This window comes from Labrys sp. F242, assembly GCF_057813875.1.
The window spans coordinates 444298-461898 of record NZ_JBVASG010000001.1 but is presented as its reverse complement, the minus strand read 5'-3'; the positions used below and the strand labels follow the sequence as shown (position 1 = coordinate 461898).

Annotated in this window: 19 protein-coding genes; 10 read left to right on the top strand and 9 right to left on the bottom strand. The window is 64.2% G+C overall.

The window, feature by feature from the left end:
- Positions 1 to 71 precede the first annotated feature (71 nt).
- The 6 genes from purD to ACZYTC_RS02180 all read left to right on the top strand — a co-directional run bounded on the left by purD (position 72) and on the right by ACZYTC_RS02180 (position 5748).
- Positions 72 to 1343: a phosphoribosylamine--glycine ligase gene (gene purD / locus ACZYTC_RS02205; protein WP_454815342.1), complete on the top strand. Its 1272-nt coding sequence runs from the start codon at positions 72 to 74 to the stop codon at positions 1341 to 1343.
- Between the two features lies 1 nt (position 1344).
- Positions 1345 to 2208: a patatin-like phospholipase family protein gene (locus ACZYTC_RS02200; protein WP_488988806.1), complete on the top strand. Its 864-nt coding sequence runs from the start codon at positions 1345 to 1347 to the stop codon at positions 2206 to 2208.
- Positions 2209 to 2347: 139 nt separating this feature from the next.
- Positions 2348 to 3220 carry a TIGR01459 family HAD-type hydrolase gene (locus ACZYTC_RS02195; protein WP_434957707.1) on the top strand — a complete coding sequence of 291 codons (873 nt, stop codon included), beginning with the start codon at positions 2348 to 2350 and terminating at the stop codon, positions 3218 to 3220.
- 5 nt (positions 3221 to 3225) lie between these two features.
- Positions 3226 to 4185 carry a bifunctional riboflavin kinase/FAD synthetase gene (locus ACZYTC_RS02190; RefSeq protein ID WP_488988805.1) on the top strand — a complete coding sequence of 320 codons (960 nt, stop codon included), beginning with the start codon at positions 3226 to 3228 and terminating at the stop codon, positions 4183 to 4185.
- Entirely contained in the window at positions 4182 to 4952 is a 771-nt protein-coding gene (locus ACZYTC_RS02185; RefSeq protein WP_488988804.1) for a pyrroline-5-carboxylate reductase, read from the top strand. Before ACZYTC_RS02190 ends, ACZYTC_RS02185 begins: the two co-directional genes overlap by 4 nt.
- 106 nt (positions 4953 to 5058) lie before the next feature.
- Positions 5059 to 5748, top strand: a complete 690-nt coding sequence (locus ACZYTC_RS02180; protein ID WP_488988803.1) for a DUF4336 domain-containing protein — start codon at positions 5059 to 5061, stop codon at positions 5746 to 5748.
- A gap of 8 nt (positions 5749 to 5756) precedes the next feature.
- Here ACZYTC_RS02180 and ACZYTC_RS02175 read toward each other — a convergent pair whose 3' ends face one another.
- From ACZYTC_RS02175 to ACZYTC_RS02160, 4 genes are all read right to left on the bottom strand, one after another.
- The gene (locus ACZYTC_RS02175; protein ID WP_434957711.1) at positions 5757 to 6695 is read right to left on the bottom strand and encodes a DMT family transporter; all 939 of its coding nucleotides are present in this window, start codon (positions 6693 to 6695) and stop codon (positions 5757 to 5759) included.
- Positions 6696 to 6709: 14 nt separating this feature from the next.
- Positions 6710 to 7285, bottom strand: coding sequence for a TetR/AcrR family transcriptional regulator (locus ACZYTC_RS02170; RefSeq protein ID WP_488988802.1), 576 nt, complete (start codon positions 7283 to 7285; stop codon positions 6710 to 6712).
- An 89-nt stretch (positions 7286 to 7374) separates the two neighbouring features.
- Positions 7375 to 7773 carry a VOC family protein gene (locus ACZYTC_RS02165; protein WP_488988801.1) on the bottom strand — a complete coding sequence of 133 codons (399 nt, stop codon included), beginning with the start codon at positions 7771 to 7773 and terminating at the stop codon, positions 7375 to 7377.
- Positions 7774 to 7989: 216 nt separating this feature from the next.
- A complete protein-coding gene (locus ACZYTC_RS02160) occupies positions 7990 to 9825 on the bottom strand; it encodes a glycoside hydrolase family 15 protein (protein WP_434957714.1) in 1836 nt (611 codons plus the stop codon).
- A 501-nt stretch (positions 9826 to 10326) separates the two neighbouring features.
- Here ACZYTC_RS02160 and ACZYTC_RS02155 point away from each other — a divergent pair.
- Positions 10327 to 10950 carry a response regulator transcription factor gene (locus ACZYTC_RS02155; protein WP_488988800.1) on the top strand — a complete coding sequence of 208 codons (624 nt, stop codon included), beginning with the start codon at positions 10327 to 10329 and terminating at the stop codon, positions 10948 to 10950.
- 141 nt (positions 10951 to 11091) lie between these two features.
- The gene (locus ACZYTC_RS02150; protein WP_488988799.1) at positions 11092 to 12375 is read left to right on the top strand and encodes a hypothetical protein; all 1284 of its coding nucleotides are present in this window, start codon (positions 11092 to 11094) and stop codon (positions 12373 to 12375) included.
- On the opposite strand, the gene ACZYTC_RS02145 is transcribed toward ACZYTC_RS02150, so the two are convergent.
- The 3 genes from ACZYTC_RS02145 to ACZYTC_RS02135 are packed head-to-tail and all read right to left on the bottom strand — an operon-like array spanning position 12350 to position 14125.
- Positions 12350 to 12970: a hypothetical protein gene (locus tag ACZYTC_RS02145; RefSeq protein WP_434957717.1), complete on the bottom strand. Its 621-nt coding sequence runs from the start codon at positions 12968 to 12970 to the stop codon at positions 12350 to 12352. The genes ACZYTC_RS02150 and ACZYTC_RS02145 overlap by 26 nt on opposite strands.
- The gene (locus ACZYTC_RS02140) at positions 12957 to 13520 is read right to left on the bottom strand and encodes a hypothetical protein (RefSeq protein ID WP_434957718.1); all 564 of its coding nucleotides are present in this window, start codon (positions 13518 to 13520) and stop codon (positions 12957 to 12959) included. The genes ACZYTC_RS02145 and ACZYTC_RS02140 overlap by 14 nt, the downstream gene beginning before the upstream one ends.
- Positions 13517 to 14125: a hypothetical protein gene (locus ACZYTC_RS02135; RefSeq protein WP_488988798.1), complete on the bottom strand. Its 609-nt coding sequence runs from the start codon at positions 14123 to 14125 to the stop codon at positions 13517 to 13519. Before ACZYTC_RS02135 ends, ACZYTC_RS02140 begins: the two co-directional genes overlap by 4 nt.
- A 173-nt stretch (positions 14126 to 14298) precedes the next feature.
- Between ACZYTC_RS02135 and ACZYTC_RS02130 the strand changes: the two genes are divergently transcribed.
- Positions 14299 to 15951: an FAD-binding dehydrogenase gene (locus ACZYTC_RS02130; protein ID WP_441770373.1), complete on the top strand. Its 1653-nt coding sequence runs from the start codon at positions 14299 to 14301 to the stop codon at positions 15949 to 15951.
- A 47-nt stretch (positions 15952 to 15998) separates the two neighbouring features.
- Here the strand turns inward: ACZYTC_RS02130 and ACZYTC_RS02125 are convergent, their stop codons facing one another.
- Complete coding sequence (locus ACZYTC_RS02125; RefSeq protein ID WP_434957721.1) at positions 15999 to 16340, bottom strand: hypothetical protein; 342 nt, start codon at positions 16338 to 16340, stop codon at positions 15999 to 16001.
- A 188-nt stretch (positions 16341 to 16528) separates the two neighbouring features.
- On the opposite strand from ACZYTC_RS02125, the gene ACZYTC_RS02120 reads away from it, so the two are divergent.
- The gene (locus ACZYTC_RS02120; protein ID WP_434957722.1) at positions 16529 to 16843 is read left to right on the top strand and encodes a DUF6665 family protein; all 315 of its coding nucleotides are present in this window, start codon (positions 16529 to 16531) and stop codon (positions 16841 to 16843) included.
- Positions 16844 to 16856: 13 nt separating this feature from the next.
- Here ACZYTC_RS02120 and ACZYTC_RS02115 read toward each other — a convergent pair whose 3' ends face one another.
- On the bottom strand, positions 16857 to 17552 hold the full coding sequence (locus tag ACZYTC_RS02115; protein ID WP_434957723.1) for a GntR family transcriptional regulator: 696 nt from the start codon (positions 17550 to 17552) through the stop codon (positions 16857 to 16859).
- Between the last annotated feature and the right edge of the window lie 49 nt (positions 17553 to 17601).

The following is a 17601-nucleotide window of genomic DNA, read 5'->3' as shown; positions in this document are numbered from 1 at the left end:
CATTGCATCACGGCGCCCGATCGGGCAAAGGTCCGGCCAATGAGTTTCAGCACTTCGAGCAGGCGGTGACGATGAACATTCTTCTGATCGGATCGGGCGGGCGCGAACATGCCCTGGCCTGGGCTGTTTCGGCGAGCCCGCTTTGCGAGAGGCTCTATGCCGCGCCCGGCAATCCCGGCATGGAGGAATGTGCGATCTGCGCCGCCGTCGACGCGACCGACCATCAGGCCGTCATCGCCTTCTGCCGCGAGAACGAGATCGACTTCGTGGTCGTGGGTCCGGAGGCTCCGCTGGTTGCCGGCCTGGTCGACGATCTCGCTGCTGCCGGCATCAAGGCCTTCGGCCCTTCCAAGGCCGCCGCCCAGCTCGAGGGCTCCAAGGGCTACACCAAGGACCTCTGCCAGGAATTCTCCATCCCGACCGCTGCCTACCGCCGCTTCACCGACGCTGCCGCCGCGCGCGCCTATGTCCGCGAACAGGGTGCACCGATCGTGATCAAGGCCGATGGCCTGGCCGCCGGCAAAGGTGTGGTGGTGGCGATGACCCTGGAAGAGGCTCTCGCCGCCGTCGATGCCATCTTCGCTGGCAGCGTCGGAGAAGCCGGCCACGAGGTAGTGGTCGAGCAGTTCCTCGACGGGGAGGAGGCGAGCTTCTTCGCCCTGTGCGACGGTACCACCGCCATTCCCCTCATCTCCGCGCAGGACCACAAGCGCGCCTTCGATGGGGACAAAGGCCCAAATACCGGCGGTATGGGTGCCTACTCCCCTGCCCCCATCATGACGCCCGAGATGGAAGAGCGCGTGATGGAGACCATCATTCGCCCCACGGTCCAGGCCATGGCCGCCCGTGGCACGCCCTTCAAGGGCGTGCTCTTCGCCGGCCTGATGATTACCAAGGACGGGCCTGAGCTGATCGAATACAATGTCCGCTTCGGCGATCCGGAAACGCAGGTGTTGATGCCGCGGCTGCGCTCGGATCTCTTGCCGGCCCTGATCGCTTCGGCCGACGGCGTGCTCTCCACCATCTCGCTGCGCTGGAAGACCGATGCGGCGCTGTGCGTTGTGATGGCGACCAAGGGCTATCCCGGCAGCTTCCTCCGTGGTTCGGAAATCCGGGGCCTCGCCAAGGCGGCCTCGCTCGATGAGGTGTTGGTCTTCCATGCCGGCACCAAGCGCTCGGGCGATCACATCCTGGCCAATGGCGGGCGCGTGCTCGGCATCACTGCCAGCGGCAAGAGCGTGGCAGAGGCGCAGAAGCGCGCCTATGAGGCCGTCGATCTCGTCGACTGGCCCGAAGGTTTCAGCCGCCGCGATATCGGCTGGCGCGCCATAGGCAAGGCCTGACATGACGACCACGGTCAAGAGTTCAACCAAGACCGTGACCAAGACCGTGGCATTGGCCCTGGGCGGTGGCGGAGCACGCGGCCTCGCCCATATCCCCATGCTGGAGGTCTTCGACGAACTCGGCATCCGGCCGGTCGCCATGGCCGGCACCTCGATGGGAGCGATCTACGCCGCCGCCTATGCCGCCGGCCTGTCGGCCGCCGAACTCCATGCCTATACGCTCGCCACGCTCGCCGACCGGCGCGGCACCCGCAGCAAGCTGATGGCGGCCCGCACCGGGCGGTTGGCCGATCTGTTCTCCGGCCTCGGCAATCCGGTGATGATCGATGCCGAAGCCTTCTGCGAAGCCTTTCTCCCTGAAGCCGTCCCCCAGACCTTCTCCGAGCTTGCCGTCCCGCTCACCATCGTGGCCACCGACTATTACGGTCGTCGCGAAAGGGCGTTCACCTCGGGCCCGTTGCGCCAAGCCGTCGCCGCCTCCATGGCGATCCCTGGCGCAATCCGGCCGGTGCGCATCGACGGCCAGGTGCTGATCGACGGCGCCACCGTCAATCCGCTGCCGCTCGACCATCTCGCCGGCAAGGCCGATATCCTCGTGGGCATCGATGTCTCCGGCGCGGCCACCATCGCCATGGAGACCGACATGCCCGGCACCTTGGAGGCGATGTTCGGCGCCCTGCAGATCATGCAGGCGGCGATCGTCGACGCCAAGGCCGCCCATTATCGTCCCGACATCCTGATCCGGCCCAATGTCGGCAGCATCCGCGCCCTCGATTTCGCCCGTTCCAGCGTGGTCTTTCGCCTGGCGCGGCCAGCCAAGGATGAATTGAAGAGACGCCTCGGCGAACTTATGGAAAGCCCATAAGGCGTAAACCGGGCCGGCGGCCCAGCGAGCGCACAAGCCTGCGCGGCCCCTTGTCTCTTCCCAGCCCGGCTTCGAGGGCTTATGTGAGGGACACCGACATCCTGCCGCCCCTGACTTCATTCGACCGAAAGGCCCTGTCTTGGCTTCCTCGCCCCGTCTCATCCATGGCTTTCGCGAGATTGCCAGCGCCTATGACCTGATCTTCTGCGACATCTGGGGCGTCATCCACAATGGCCACAGGGTGTTCGACGGCGTTGCCGATGCGCTCATCGCCTATCGCCGGCAGGGCGGCACCGTAGTGCTGGTCTCCAATGCGCCGCGGCCGGCCCAGTCGGTGATGCCGCAGCTCGACCGGCTCGGCCTGCCTCGCGAATGCTGGGATGCCATCGTCACCTCGGGCGACGTGACACGGGCGCAGATCGCCGCCGTGGCAGCCAAAAAGGTCTTCCATCTCGGCCCGGATCGCGACAGGCCGCTTTATGAGGGCCTCGGCATCCGTTTCGCCGACACGGCCGAGGCAGCCGAAGTGGTTGTGTGCACCGGCCTGTTCGACGACACCACGGAGACGCCGGAGACCTACAGGGACATGCTGGCTGGCTTCAAGGCACGTGATGTGCCGATGATCTGCGCCAATCCTGACCTCATCGTCGATCGCGGCGGCACCATCATCTATTGCGCCGGGGCGCTAGCAGAAGCCTATCGCGCCGTCGGCGGCGAGGTGGCCATTTGCGGCAAGCCCTACAAGCCGATCTATGACGCCGCCTTCGAGGCCGCCGCCTCGCTCCGCGGCAAACCGACACCCTCCGAGCGCACTTTGGCCATCGGCGATTCGGTCCGGACCGACCTCGCCGGCGCAGCCGCCATCGGTTGCGGCGCGCTGTTCATCTCCGGCGGTATCCATGCGCTCGAAGCCGGTCACGAAGGCGATGGCGTCGACCCCGAGGCGCTTGCCGCCTTCCTCGCCGACAAGGGCGTCATTCCCGACGCGGTCATGCCGCGGCTGATCTGGTAGACATCATGGCCTTCGAGCAGTTTCTCGATCCCGTCACCTTACCCTCGCGTCTCACCGGCGCCGCCATCGCGATCGGCAATTTCGATGGCGTGCATCGCGGCCACCTGGCGGTAATCGAGGCAGTCGAGGCTCTCGCCAGAGGTTCGCAGCCGGGACCCCATCATCGGCCGCGCCCCGCCATCGCCCTCAGTTTCGAGCCGCATCCGCGCAGCCTGTTCCGGCCGGACGAACCCTTGTTCCGGCTGACCCCGCCCGCCTTGAAGGCCCGCCTCCTGGAGAATGCCGGCCTTGACGCCCTGGTCACCCTCACCTTCGACCGGGCGCTTGCCGGCATGACGGCGGAGGAATTCCTGGAAGAACTGGTGGTGCGGCGGCTCGGCGCCCATGCCGTCGCCGTGGGTTACGACTTTCATTTCGGCAAGGACCGACGCGGCACCCCTGAATTCCTGGTGCAGCATGGCCGCGCCCTCGGCCTCGACATCGCCATCGTGGCGCCGACGCGCGAGAGCGGCGAGGCGGTGTCCTCCTCGGCCATTCGCCGTGCCCTGGCGGCGGGCGACATCACGCGCGCCAATCGCCTGCTCGGCCATGAATGGTCGGTGCTATCAACCGTTGTCCACGGCGAGAAACGAGGCCGCGAGCTCGGCTTTCCCACGGCAAACATGGCGCTCGATCCGCAATGCGGCCTGGCTCTCGGCATCTACGCCGTGCGTGCAATGATCGACGGCGTCGTGCATGCCGGTGTCGCCAGTTTCGGCCGACGCCCGACCTTCGATAATGGCCCGCCCCTGCTGGAAACCTTCGTGTTCGATTATTCCGGCGATCTCTATGGCAAGGAAATCGAGATCGCCTTTGTCGGCTATATCCGCGGCGAGCTGAAATTCGATTCGATCGAGGCGCTGGTCGAGCGCATGAACGAGGATAGCCGCATCGCCCGGCAGATGACGGCACCGGACGCACCATGAAACTCGGATTCATCGGTACGGGCGCGCTGGCATCGGCGATCGTGACCGGCTTCAAATCCGTCGCCGACAATGACGTGTCGGTTCTCCTGTCGCCCCGCAACGAGGCTATTGCCGCCGACTTGGCGTCGCGCTTTGCCGATGTTCGGATCGCAGCCGACAATCAGGCCGTCCTCGACGCCTGCGACACCATCATGCTCGCCGTCCGGCCCCAGATCGCACATGACGTGCTGCCGAGCCTGCGGTTCCGTCCGGACCATCGCATCATCAGCCTGATCGCCACCTTGTCCCGCGAGGAGATCACTTCGCTGGTCTCTCCCGCCACGCATGTCACCAAGGCGCTGCCGATGCCGATGGTCGCCCAGCGACAGGGCCCTACGATCATTTATCCGCCCGATCCCGACGTCGTGGCCTTCTTCGCCCGGCTGGGCAAGACGATCGCGGTGGCGGATGTCGGCGAGTTCGATGCGTTGAGCGTCGCCACCGCCACCTTCGCCACCTATTTCAAATATCTCGATACGCTTCACGGCTGGCTGCAGGGCCATGGCGTTGCCGGTCCGACGGCCCGCGACTATGTCGCCGCCCTCTTCAAGGCCCTGGCTCACGCTCCGGAAGCCGCGCCCGATGCTGATTTCATGCATCTGGCGCAGGAATATGCCACACGTGGCGGCATCAACGAGCAGGTCCTGCGCGAACTGACCGATCGCAAGCTCTTCGAGACTTTCGCCGAGAGCCTCGACGGCGTGCATCGGCGCATTACCGCGCCCTGAGTGTTCCCTCGGACGAGTTTCGATATCGGTCACGCCGCCATATGGCTGTGGCAAGCTTGGTTGATCATGCGCAAAACCCCCAAGGGGGAAAGGCGGGATATCGACAATGCTGGAGGATTTCGGCGACGGGATTTGGATTGCGAATGGCCCGACCACCTCGGTGGCCGGCTTTCATTATCCCACCCGCATGGCGGTGATCCGATTATCGGGCGGCGGTCTCTTCGTCTGGTCTCCGATCACCCTTTCGCAAGATCTGCGCGCGCAGGTCGATAAACTGGGCGAGGTGCGTTACCTGGTGCCGCCCAATTCCCTGCACCACCTGTTCCTGGGCGATTGGCAGCGCGCCTATCCGAAGGCCGAAATCTATGCGCCGCCTGGCCTCAGGGCCAAGCGCAAGGACATCCGATTCGACGGCGATCTCGGCGAGGCCCCCATGCCAGCCTGGGCTGGTGACATCGACCATGTCCTCGTGCCGGGCAATCTGATCACGACCGAGGCGGTGTTTTTCCATCATGCGAGCAGAACGGCCCTATTCACCGATCTCATCCAGCATTTCGACGCCACCTGGTTCGACGGCTGGCGGGCAGTGGTGGCGAAACTCGACCTCATGGTCGCCGCCGAGCCATCGGTGCCCCGGAAGTTCCGCATGGCCTTCGTGAACCGGCCCGCCGCGCGCGATGCCATCAAGCGCATTCTGGCATGGCCGACCGAGAAGGTGCTGATGGCGCATGGCGAGCCTGTAACCGGGGTCGGCCAGGCTTTCCTCGGCAGGGCTTTCACCTGGCTGGTCAAATGATCCGCCGATCAGGCGTCGGGGGTCCGGCGAGCCATGATGGCCGGCGACCGCGCCACGATGACGATACCGGCCAGGGACACCACCAGCCCCGCAACCATGGCCCATGACAGCGGCTCGCCAAACATCAGCCAGGCCCAGATCATCGTCACCGGCGGGCTCAGATAGAGAACCGAGGTGACACGGGTGGGCGACGACTTGCGAAGCGCGATGTAGTAGAGGCTCCAGGCGCCGAAGGTCGCGACGAAAACCAGCCAGAGGATGCCGCCGACAAAGCCGGGATCGAGCCTGGGCAATACGCCGCCCTCATGCCAGGCGAACAACGCAAAGATCGCGGACGCCGACAGGCACTGGATGCACAGGCTCTGATGCACCGGCATGGCGCCGGCCGGGCTGCGCTTCTGCAGCAAGGTCGCCAGGGCCAGCGACAGCGTGCCGAGGACCGGCAGGCCATAGGCCCAGAGCGGCACGTGCCCCATGTCGAGGGACCAGCCCGAAGCGATCAGGACGCCTGCCAGCCCGAGAATGGAACCGAGCCACTGGCGTGCGCTCAGGCCTTGCCCAAGCACCGGCCATGACAACAGCGCCACCGCCAGCGGCAGCATGTCTGCGATCAGGGCGACAAGGCCGGTTGGGACCCCGAAGGCGATCGCCAAGGCGAAACCGGCGAGATAGCCCGACATGGCCAAAGCGCCGAACAGGATCTGCCGCCAAATGTCTTTCCAGCGCAGCGGCGGCCCGATCGCGAGTGCGAAGGGCAGCAGGACGAGGCCTGAGACCAGGCTTCGCCATAGCAGGATCAGGAAGATCGGAGCATGGTCGATGGCAAACCGCACCCCGACGAATCCTGCGCTCCACGAGACCACTAAGGCGGCCTCGAGCACGAGCAGCGTGGCGACCGCCAAAACCCGGTTCTCCCGGCGACAGGGCGCGGTGACGGCTTCGCTCATCGGTGCGGCCCACCTCAGAATTGATCGAGAATCGAGGCGGCGATCCTGCGCGCGGTTTTCAGGCGCCCGTCATGGCCGTCCAGCCCCGCCCGCGCCATCGCGCCTTCGAGCATGAAGGAAAGATGCTCGGCGGTCTCGTCGATCGCCGTACCTGCGTCCGGCCGCATCTCGCCGAGATAGGCCTTGAAAAGCCGCTCGACCTCTTCCTTCTGCGAAGCGACTGACGCGCGGCCGGGATCGCCGACGGGAAGTTCCGCGGCCGCATTGAGGAGCCCACAGCCTCGGAATCCCCAGGCATAAGCCCCTGTCGCATGATCCAGATAGGAATCGAAGATCGCGAGCACCCGTTCCTGGGGAGTCGCTGCAGCCTTGAGTCGTTCCTGATAGATCCCCCGCCATTCGGCATGGCGCCCCTGGAGATAGGCGTTCACGAGATCCGCCTTCGAGGAGAAATTGTTGTAGAGGCTCATTTTGGCGACCCCCGCGCGTGCCGTGATGGCATCGATCCCCGTCGCACCGACCCCTTCGCTATAGAAGAGTTCAGCTGCCGCCTTCAGCAGACGCTCCCTGGCTGGCATTCTATCGGTCATGAGCTCGGCTCCAAAATTATGTAGACCGATCTACCTAATTTTGCCTTCTGTCAAGTTCCTTGTTGGCGATGGGACGACCCCGCCAGTGCCTAGCCTTCGGTTTTACAGACGGCCTCGATGCGATGACCGTCCGGATCGATCACGAAAGCGGCAAAATAGGTCGGGCCGTAATGAGCACGAAGGCCGGGCGCACCATTGTCGAGGCCGCCATGCACGAGGGCCGCCTGGTGAAATTGCGAAACGGCCGGGCGGCTGGGGGCGCCAAAAGCGAGGTGAAAACCCGCTCCGGGCGAGCGTGCACTCTTGGCACGCAGCTTGATCGTGAATTTGTCGCCACCGCCGGGCAGCCCGTAGCCGACCGCCTGATCCGGATCACCCGGCTCTAAGTCCTCCCAGACCCGCATATAACCGAGCGCTCCGAGAACGGCGTCGTAGAATGCCGCGGAACGCTGGATGTCCGCGACGCCGAAGGAGATATGATGCAGCATGTCGGGCTTCCCTGAAGCAAAGTGCGATTTCTCCGAACCACACTTTTCTCTAACTCTTTGTTTCCAAGCCAATCCAACGGATTGGCTTGAGCGTCTTTGCGATTCTGGGTGACTGCGTCTAATCGCAAAACGCTTTAGCCAGCGGCCGGTCGATGCCGGCTGGAATCACCCGGCGATCATAATGCGTCATGTCTCCCGAGTGACTACCGGTGATGATCAGACGGCATCCGCCTGCGACACGGCCTCGCCGCTCGCCTCGACCCGCTCTTCGGCGGGACCGGTATGCCGCGCCAGATTGAGAGCGGTGTTGATCAGCCCGATATGGCTGAAGGCCTGCGGAAAGTTGCCGAGCATGCGCTCTGCGATCGGATCATATTCCTCCGACAGCAGCCCCACATCGTTGCAAAGGCCCACCAGCCGCTCATAGAGGCGTCGCGCGTCGTCCTCGCGGCCCTGCAGCACGTAGACATCCGCCAGCCAGAAGGTGCAGACCAGGAAGGCACCCTCGCCCGGCGGCAAGCCGTCATCGACGTGGTCGGTGTTGTAGCGCAACAGGAAACCATCACGCATGAGCATGTTCTCGACCGCCTTGACCGTGCCGATCACCCGAGGGTCATCCGCCGGCAGGAAGCCGACAAGCGGGATCTGCAGGAGACTGGCGTCGATCGTCCTGGAGCCATAGGCCTGCACGAAACTATCGAGATTGGTATCGAAGGCCTTGCTGCAGACATCTTGGTGAATCTCGTCAGCCACGCGCTGGCAGTGCTCGGCAAAGGCAGGCCTGTCGCCGGATTTGATCGCCATATTGGCAGCCCGGTGGAAGGCGACCCAGGCCATCACCTTGGAATGGGTGAAATGCTGCGCCCCGCCGCGCACCTCCCAGATCCCCTCGTCGGGGCGGCGCCAGGCCGTTTCGAGGAAGTTCATGATGACTTCGCTGAGCGCCCGCGTCCTGGGGTGACGCGCCAGGCCGCCCGCGGCCGCCTGCATCATGGCATCGGCGACCTCGCCATAGACGTCGAGTTGGAATTGCTCGGCGGCGGCATTGCCAATCCGCACCGGCCGCGAGCCCTCATAGCCGCTGAGCCAATGGGGCTCCCATTCCAGCAGGTTCCGCTCGCCCGACAGGCCATACATGATCTGCATCTGCTCGGGCGCGCCGGCGATAGCCCGCATCAGCCATTCACGCCAGGCGGAAGCCTCTTCGTAATAGCCGAGCTTCATGAAGGCCTGCAGCGTCATGGTGGCATCGCGCAGCCAGCAATAGCGGTAATCCCAGTTGCGCGGGCCGCCGATCTGTTCAGGCAGCGAGGTGGTGGCTGCCGCCACGATGCCGCCCGTCGGCATATAAGTGAGTGCCTTCAGGGTGATCAGCGAGCGTTTGACGACATCGGTCCAGGCACCGACCGATGGGCAGCGCCCGGCAAAATCGCGCCAATAGCTCTCCGTATTCGTCAGCGCGGTCTGGACATCCGGCTGGGCTAGAGGTGGCGTCGTGGAAGGACTGTAGGTCAGGACGAACGGCACCTGTTCACCGGCGCTGACCTTGAACGTGCCGGCGGTATGCAGATCTTCGCCTTCCAGGGGCACCGGGGTCGAGAGAATCAGCCGATCGGGTCCGGCCACGGCCGTGATGGTGCCGTCATCGGCCCGGGTAACCCAGGGCACGGTACGGCCATAGTCGAAGCGCACGACGAAATCGATGCTGAAATCGACGCTGCCCTTCTGGCCGACCACCAGCCGGATGAGGTCGTTGCTGCCATCGCGTAACGGCATGAAGTCGATCAAGGTGGCAACGCCCTCCTCCGTTTCGAATGTCGTTTCCAGGATGAGGGTATCGGGCCGATAGCGGCGGCTGACGCGGGCCTTCCTGTCGGTGGCGGCAATACGCCAGCGCCCATTCTCCGACGTGCCGAGCAAGGCCGCAAAACTGGCGGGCGAGTCGAAGCGAGGAAAGCAAAGCCAGTCGATGGAACCGTCGCGGGAGACGAGGGCTGCCGTTTCGCAATCACCAATCAGGGCGTAGTCTTCAATCCGAGACGTCAAGGGCATCACTCCTTTTGACAAATGGGGATGAGGCTTGGCTATTCTCTTGTCCTGAATGCGGCGATTTAGCGCCAAAAACGCAATTCATCCCCGATTTGGTCCGTTCAGGCTCCGGCACCACCCTGTCCCTGGTTCGGCATGGCGGCAATCGCCCACACTCTTTAGCTCGTTGCTCTCGACCATGACTACCCCTGCCCTTTGCCGCAAGCTCGTCAATTTGATGCCTCGGCGGGGTTTCGCAGCACGCAGCCGCGCGAGAGACCCAAAGAAAGCCACGAAAGTATAGGCTGGTAACGGGATAGTATGATTAACACATCACGCGAGGTAAAATATTACTTTTGTGGCAAAAATAATCTAATCCTAAAGACTTAATTTCAATGGATTGAAGTTATGAAGATTACAATATATAGGTGAATTATATACTTTTATTAAAGCATGTCTTCGGCAACGAGAGTATATTAACTATCCTTGAAACAAGGAGGAAAATAGACTTACTGAGGAATCTGCATGAGCGATCTGCAATATGTTGGCAATATAGCCTTGATCAGCAGCAATGTATTAATACGGGATTGCCTCAATTTTATTCTTACTCTTAATTTTCCACAATACAGAATACAAGTATTTTCTGCCGTAGATGAATGGGGCATTTCTTCTTCGCCTGTGCAGACGCGATTGGTGATCCTGCACGACCGGGGGTATATGGATGCCTCAAGGACCCTGGCGACCGCGCGCGCCAATGACCCCCACATTCCCGTGCTCGTCCTCGCAAATGCCAGCGACGCGGCGAGCATCGTCCAGGCTATCGATCTGGGCGCCAGAGGCTATGTCCCCAGTTCCTTGCCCGTCAGCGATCTGATCTTTGCGGTGAACCGCATCCTGGCGGGAGGAACGTTCGTTCCGCCTGAAACGAAGTTCGGCAAACAGGCATGGAAGCCCCTGACGCCTCGGCAATTGTCCATTGTCGCCGCCATCCGGCAAGGCAAGACCAATGCGCAAATAGGAAAAGAGCTCGGCATCAGCGAAAGCACCGTCAAGGTGCATGTCCGCCGAATCATGAAGCAGATGCAGGTCATCAACCGGACGGCTATCGCCCATCGATCGAAGGACATTCTGTCCACCGACGAGGATTAGGGCGTTTCGGCTTAAACGCACCTTGCTCTAGAGGCAGTGGTGCCGATGCAGATGCGAGGGCCTTGGCGAGCACAGCCTTCGATTGCTATGGTTCACACCGAAATGGGCACCGCGGCGTGTCGGCATCGTGAGGTTGCAAATTTGTCGGCGCTCGCCAAGCTTCCACCCACATGGATGGCGCTGCTGCGGCGCTACTGGCCGCATTTGATGGCGCTCTGGCTGGTTGGCGTGTTGGCCGAGGACGTGTTGACCGAAATCGCCGTGCGTGTCGGCTTCCTCAACCAACTGGCCGGGCTCTCGACGCTCACATTGGTGGTGCTGGTCAAGCTGGTGGTGATCGTCGCCCTGTTCGAGATCGTCCGACCGGGGCTGCCCTCGCTGCAAGCCGCGGCCAAGGCCGCCGAAACATCGCAAGCCGACAGGCCCGAAGGAGAATCGGCCGGCTTCACTACGGCGCTCTCCCTGGCCTTGGTTCCCTTCTTCGCCTTCTACGCAGCCTGGGGCTTTCTCGGCGACACGGTCCGCGAATATTCCAAGCTCGCGCTCGACCTCACCCCCTTTGGCCAGAACGCGCGTATCCTCGAGGTGAGTGGCGGCTGGCTCCTTCTGGCCTCCGTGGCCATCGCCTGGCTGGTACGGCTCGGCGCCAAGCAGATGCACAAGCGCTCCAAACATGTGTTCTGGCCGTTTCTGATCGTGGTGTGCGAAGCGAATTGGGCTTTCATTGCGCTCTATGTGCTGTCCAACTGGCACAATGAGATCATGGCGTGGGTCTCGCACCTGCCCGAGACCTTGAATGGCTGGCTGTTCCCAGCCGCGCGAGCCGCGGCGGCCGCGCATGCCGCGGCGATCGCACCGCCCGTGGAGTATGCGCCCGCCTCGTGGTTCGACATGCTGTCGGCCCTGTTTATCTATGCGCTCTATCCCATGGTCTGGCTGACGCTGGCCGCCCTGGTCTACGGCTATGACATCGGCCGGGCAGGCCTGCCGGTTGAAGGTCGCTGGAGCAAAGCAATCGGGCATTGGGGCCGATTGCCCAAGTTCTTGCGCGATTTTCTCACCCATTTCGTGGCTGGTACAGCCAAGCGCTACCGCGCGCTTGCAGAGGGCGTCGGCCTGACCTTCGGCACGGGCCTTACCCTCGTCGTCACCGTCATCGTCGCCTTCCGTCTCCTCGACTGGAGCGCGGCCTGGGCCTGGTACGGTGCTGCACGCCTGATCGGGCCGCATGAAATCGGCCTTTGGCAGATCATCGCCCATGCCCTCTCCATCTTGCTGGGCAGTCCAAGTGCGCCCGGCAACGGAGCGTTGGTCATGCCCTTGAAGATCACCCTGCTCGCCGCAGGACTGGAGACGGGCTTTGCTCAGGGACGGCAGTGGCGTAGCGCCCGTCGGCCGATCAGCGCAATTCCAGCGGGAAGCTAAGGGCGTCCGGCAGGGCCGAACGGAAGGAGAGGCGCGCAGAAAGCCCCGCAGCGGCCTCGGCCGGGATCAGGAACTTCTCTTCGACCAAAGTTGGCTGGCCATCCAGCCCGATGGAGCGAGAGGCTTCCAGGCACCCCGCCACGGGCGTCGCCGTCGGCTCCAGCGCGCGGCTGATGTCGCGGGACAGGACGAAGGATAGCGGGCTCCAGCGCTGCCCCCCGCCATCGACCAGGGTCAGGCTGCAGCCCATCCAGGCCGACTGCCGATCCGCTTCATCGATGATCTTCCCGTCAGGTACCGCCTTGAGGCGAACAATGAGAAGCTTTCGGTCTTTCGATAGGGGCAACCGCGCGCCTTCGCCGCCATCGACGAGTTGTGCCGATGCGAGCGACCAGGTAGCGCGGGCATAGGGAGCGGCCTCACCCGGCTTGACAGCGGCGATACGAAACTCATGCGAAGCGAGATAGTCCGTGATGTCGACCCGGGCACCGAAGGCGAAAACGGCGACAAAAAGCACGGGTATCGCAATCATGCTGCGCCAATACCAGCGCGCCGCAGGCCGGCCTTCGGGAGCTGCCTGTTCAGAGAGGGTCACGGCCGATCTCCAGGACGGTACGACGGATGGCGGTGCCCCCATCCAGCGCCACGGCGAGCTGGGATGTGAGCCGGGGAAAGACTTCCCGCGAGACCACCAGTTCCGCACCCGCGAGTTCATCGGCTGGCAGTTCGAACACGAAAAGGCCACGCTGCCGCAGGCCGGGCTGCAATTCCTTGCCGGAGAGCAACTGAGACATGCCTTCGATCCGGGGGCTCTGCATATAGGTCCGCCCGCTTGCTCCCCGAAGCGCGACACCACCCAGCATCAGAGAGCGCTGTTTGCCCGACACGTCGGCGGCGACCACCGCCCAGATGCCGCCGGTGCCACGCTCGACCCTCTTGCCATAGCGCTGGAAGATCAGCAGCTCGGACAGGATCAGCCTGTCCACCTTGAGACTGAACTCGCTGGTCCCGGCGCGCGTCCCCTGCCTGCCGGCCGTCTCGATCGGGCCAGTAAGGACGGCATAGCCAGGCGTCGTCCAGCGCAGCAGCGCCAGCACGGCAATGCCGATCAGTACGATCGCCACGGTGACGGCGGCATTCTTCATCCCGGGCTCCCGGCGGCATCAAGCGGTACGCTTACGCGCGCGACGTCATGCGGGTTGAACCAGCCCGGGGCACCATAGAGATTGTCCCTTGGCTTGAAGGTCGCGCCGGCAACGGTGAGCTCCAGAGCCTTGGGCAAAGCACCATCGCCCGGCAGGGTCCAGACGGCCTGCAGGCGTTCCGGCAGGCGAGGCTGCAAATCCATGAGCCGCTCCTTGTCGCGGACGAGGTAGAAATCCGGTCCCTCGGCATTGGCCACATTGGTGAGCTTCAGGATGCCGGCGACGGCATTGGAAGTGCGCTCTGTCCGGTTGGTGACCACGAGCTCGAGCACCACGGCCCGGCGCCCGGCCTTGATCGGGCGACCGTCGGGCAACGCCGTGGCGAGGGCGGCCGAGTTCGGCGTGACGAGCCAGCGCCCCGCCTCGACCGCCTGCCCGGCCCTCATGACCGGCACTTGCTCGGGATTGCGCAGGTGATAGAGCGAGGCGCCCAGCGAAATCGCGGCCGCTGCAAAACCGCCGATGCCGGTCAGCACCTTCGCCTTGAGGCTCTGGCGTGAAAACCCGGCGCGCAGCTTCGACAAAGTCCCGTTTGTATCGGCCATGAAACCGACTTAGTCGCTGAACGTCGCCTGGGCAAGATGCCGCGAACGGGGAGAAGACCGGACTCGCGCGCATTTTCTGCGCCATGCACGCGTCATGATCGTCACATTCACCGGGTTCTGCCGTCGCGGCATTCAGAGCATGATGTCTGATGTCGCGAGTCGCGGGAGGGAAGATGGCCGATGCGGATGCCATTGTCGTGGGGGCGGGCCTGGCCGGGCTAGTCGCGGCCACCGAGCTCACCACCGCCGGAAAGCGGGTAATCCTGCTCGACCAGGAGCCGCGCCAGAATCTGGGCGGCCAGGCCTTCTGGTCGCTCGGCGGCCTCTTCCTGGTCGACAGCCCCGAGCAGCGCCGCCTCGGCATCAAGGACAGTTTCGAGCTCGCCTTGCAGGACTGGATCGGCACGGCAGCCTTCGACCGCGAGGAGGATTACTGGCCCCGGCGCTGGGCCGAGGCCTATCTCGCCTTCGCGGCCGGAGAGAAACGTGCCTGGCTGCGATCGATGGGCCATCGGATTTTCCCGGTCGTCGGCTGGGCCGAACGCGGCGGCGGCAGTGCCGGTGGCCCGGGCAATTCGGTGCCGCGCTTCCACCTCACCTGGGGCACGGGTCCGGGCGTGGTCGAGCCTTTCGAAAGGCTCGCATTGGCGGCCGAATCGGAAGGCAGGCTGGCGCTGCGGTTTCGCCATCGCGTCGACGGCCTGATTCGGAGCAGCGGTGCGATCACCGGCGTGGAAGGCAGCCTGCTCGCTCCCAGCGAAGTCCCGCGCGGGGTCGCCACATCACGCGAGGTGGTGAGTCACTTCTCCCTGACCGCACCGGTGACGATCATCGCCAGCGGCGGTATCGGCGGCGACCTCGATCTGGTGCGCCGCCATTGGCCGCGGCGCCTCGGCCAACCACCCGAGACGATGGTCACCGGTGTCCCCGCTTATGTCGACGGGCGCATGCTCGCCCTCGCGGCACAGGCCGGGGCACGGCTGATCAATCGCGACCGCATGTGGCACTATGTCGAAGGTCTCAGGAACTGGGATCCGATCTGGCCCGGGCACGGCATCCGCATCCTCCCCGGCCCCTCCTCGCTCTGGCTCGACGCGCGCGGCAACCGCCTGCCCGGCCCGCTCTATCCGGGCTTCGACACACTGGGAACGCTGACCCATTTACGCACCACCGGCTTCGACCATAGCTGGTTCATCCTGACCCAGAGCATCATCCGCAAGGAATTCGCACTGTCGGGCTCGGAGCAGAACCCCGACCTCACCGGCCGCGACTGGAAATTGACGCTACGCCGCGCCATCGGCCGGCGGGCGACCGGACCGGTGGAGGCCTTCAAGCAGCATGGCGCCGATTTCGTGGTGGACGAGGATCTCGAACGCCTCGTCGCCGGCATGAACACCCTAACGAAAGAACCCCTGCTCGACGCCACCGCGATACGGCAGCTGATCGAGGCGCGCGACCGCGACCTTGCCAACGGCTTCGGCAAGGACGGCCAGATCATGGCTATCCGCAATGCCCGACATTATCTCGGCGACCGGCTGATCCGCACGGCACGGCCGCACGCTTTGCTCGATCCCGCCCACGGGCCCCTGATTGCGGTCAAGCTCAACATCCTCACGCGCAAGACTCTGGGAGGCCTGGAAACCGATCTCGACGGCCGGGTCTTCGGCGAGGATCTCGCTCCTCTGCCCGGTCTTTATGCCGCCGGCGAAGCCGCCGGGTTCGGCGGTGGTGGCATGCACGGCTATCGGGCCCTGGAAGGCTCCTTCCTCGGCGGCTGCCTGTTCAGCGGCCGGCAGGCTGGCCGTGCGGCGGCGGGCGCGGTGTAGTCGCGGATCTGTCTTGGGTGCGCCTCAGGCGCTGCCGAGGAAGCGGCTCACAGGCCGCCGAGGAAGCGGCCGAGATCGACGATGCCGACCGAATAGGCAAGCTGGACCAGGCAAATCGCGGCCGCGACTGCGGCAAGCGCCGTTCGCGGCAACCAGCGCTGCGCCCAAGGCCCGTCATTCCATAAGAGCCTGGCCGTGATGGCCAGGCCGATGCCGGCCAGCACAAGGCCGAGAATGTTGAAGCGCGACTGCGAGACCAATTGCCCGTTCACCGAGAAGCTCTCGGAGGTCCCCACGAACAGCCAGAGAGGCAGAATGCCAAGGACAAGGCCCGCCAATGGCGGGCGCAGACGCTGAAAGGGGGTCTGCGCTGCAAGGGGAAGCTCCATGTCACATCCCTCATGAAGACTGAACCGGGCAGCAGGCACGCTGCCAGCCCATAATTGACCTTGGGAGAAGGCACTCGCTGTTCCAAAAGGGACAGGCGCCGGCAGCACCCTCGCCCCCAGGGCTTCCCGGCGCCAGTTTGCCGCTCGACGATATCGACAAGCGTTCCAGGCGGCGGCAGAATGCCGGCATGAGCATTCGCCTGCCCCAGAACCTCTCCCCTGCTGCCGCGCGTACAGCCCTCGATGTCCTCGGCGCCGAAATCCACGTGGAGAAGGCCGCATCGCTGGGGCGCGCGGGCGAGGCCGCCGGCCGGGCCATGGCGGCGCTGCTGCGTGCGGCGCCCGACGATCCAGACCGCCCAAATCTGTTGGCTGAGGCCGTCGACGCGGTCTATGGCTATTTCATCCAGAGGGAGCTGATGGGCATGGCCTCCCATGGCGGTGTCATCCGCGAGCTCAAGATACCGCCCGAAGTGCTGGCGAGACTGGGCGTCAGGCGCTGACGCGTCCGATCACTTACAAGTCACCGATGCTGCCATCAGCCAGGCGCCGCGCATAGACGGCAAGGACCAGGCGCTCGGAATGGACGAGGTAATCGCCGAGCAATGCCGCCGCCTTTTCGAAACTGCCAGCTTCAGCCAGTTCGAGAATGGCGAGGTTCCTGTCGACGAAGGGAGCGTGCAGGAATTCGGCATCCTGCAGCATGCCGAAGGCGAGCCGCAGCTCGGCCAGGACCTGGGCGAACAACAGGTTCAACCTTTCGCTGTCGGCCAGTTCCACTACGGCCATATGAAAGGCCATGTTGGCGGTACCCACTCCAGGCCAGTCATCCGCCACCCGGCAACGCATGGCCTCTTCGAATGCATCGCGCATGCGCTTCTTGGCAGGATGGCGCGGATAGGCCTGCGCGAGAGCCTGACACTCGATCAGGCGCCGGACCCGGTAGATGTCGATGATCGAGGCGATACTCGGCACCGCCACGAACACACCGCGATTGGGAACATGCCTGAGCAGGCCATCCTTCGTCAGCACCCGGAAGACCTCGCGCAGCGTGTTGCGGGAAATGGCAAGATCATCGCTGAGCGCCTGCTCGGACAGCCGCTGCCCGGGCGCGAGTTCGCCTTGGGTGATCTTGCGCCGCAATTGCTCGGCGACGCGTTCGCCCAGCGTCAGGGCGAATGCCGCGGGACGGGGATCACCCCGCGGGGTCATGGGCGGTGCCTGGTGCCATTGTCCGATCTTCACTCAACGCTGCCATTCC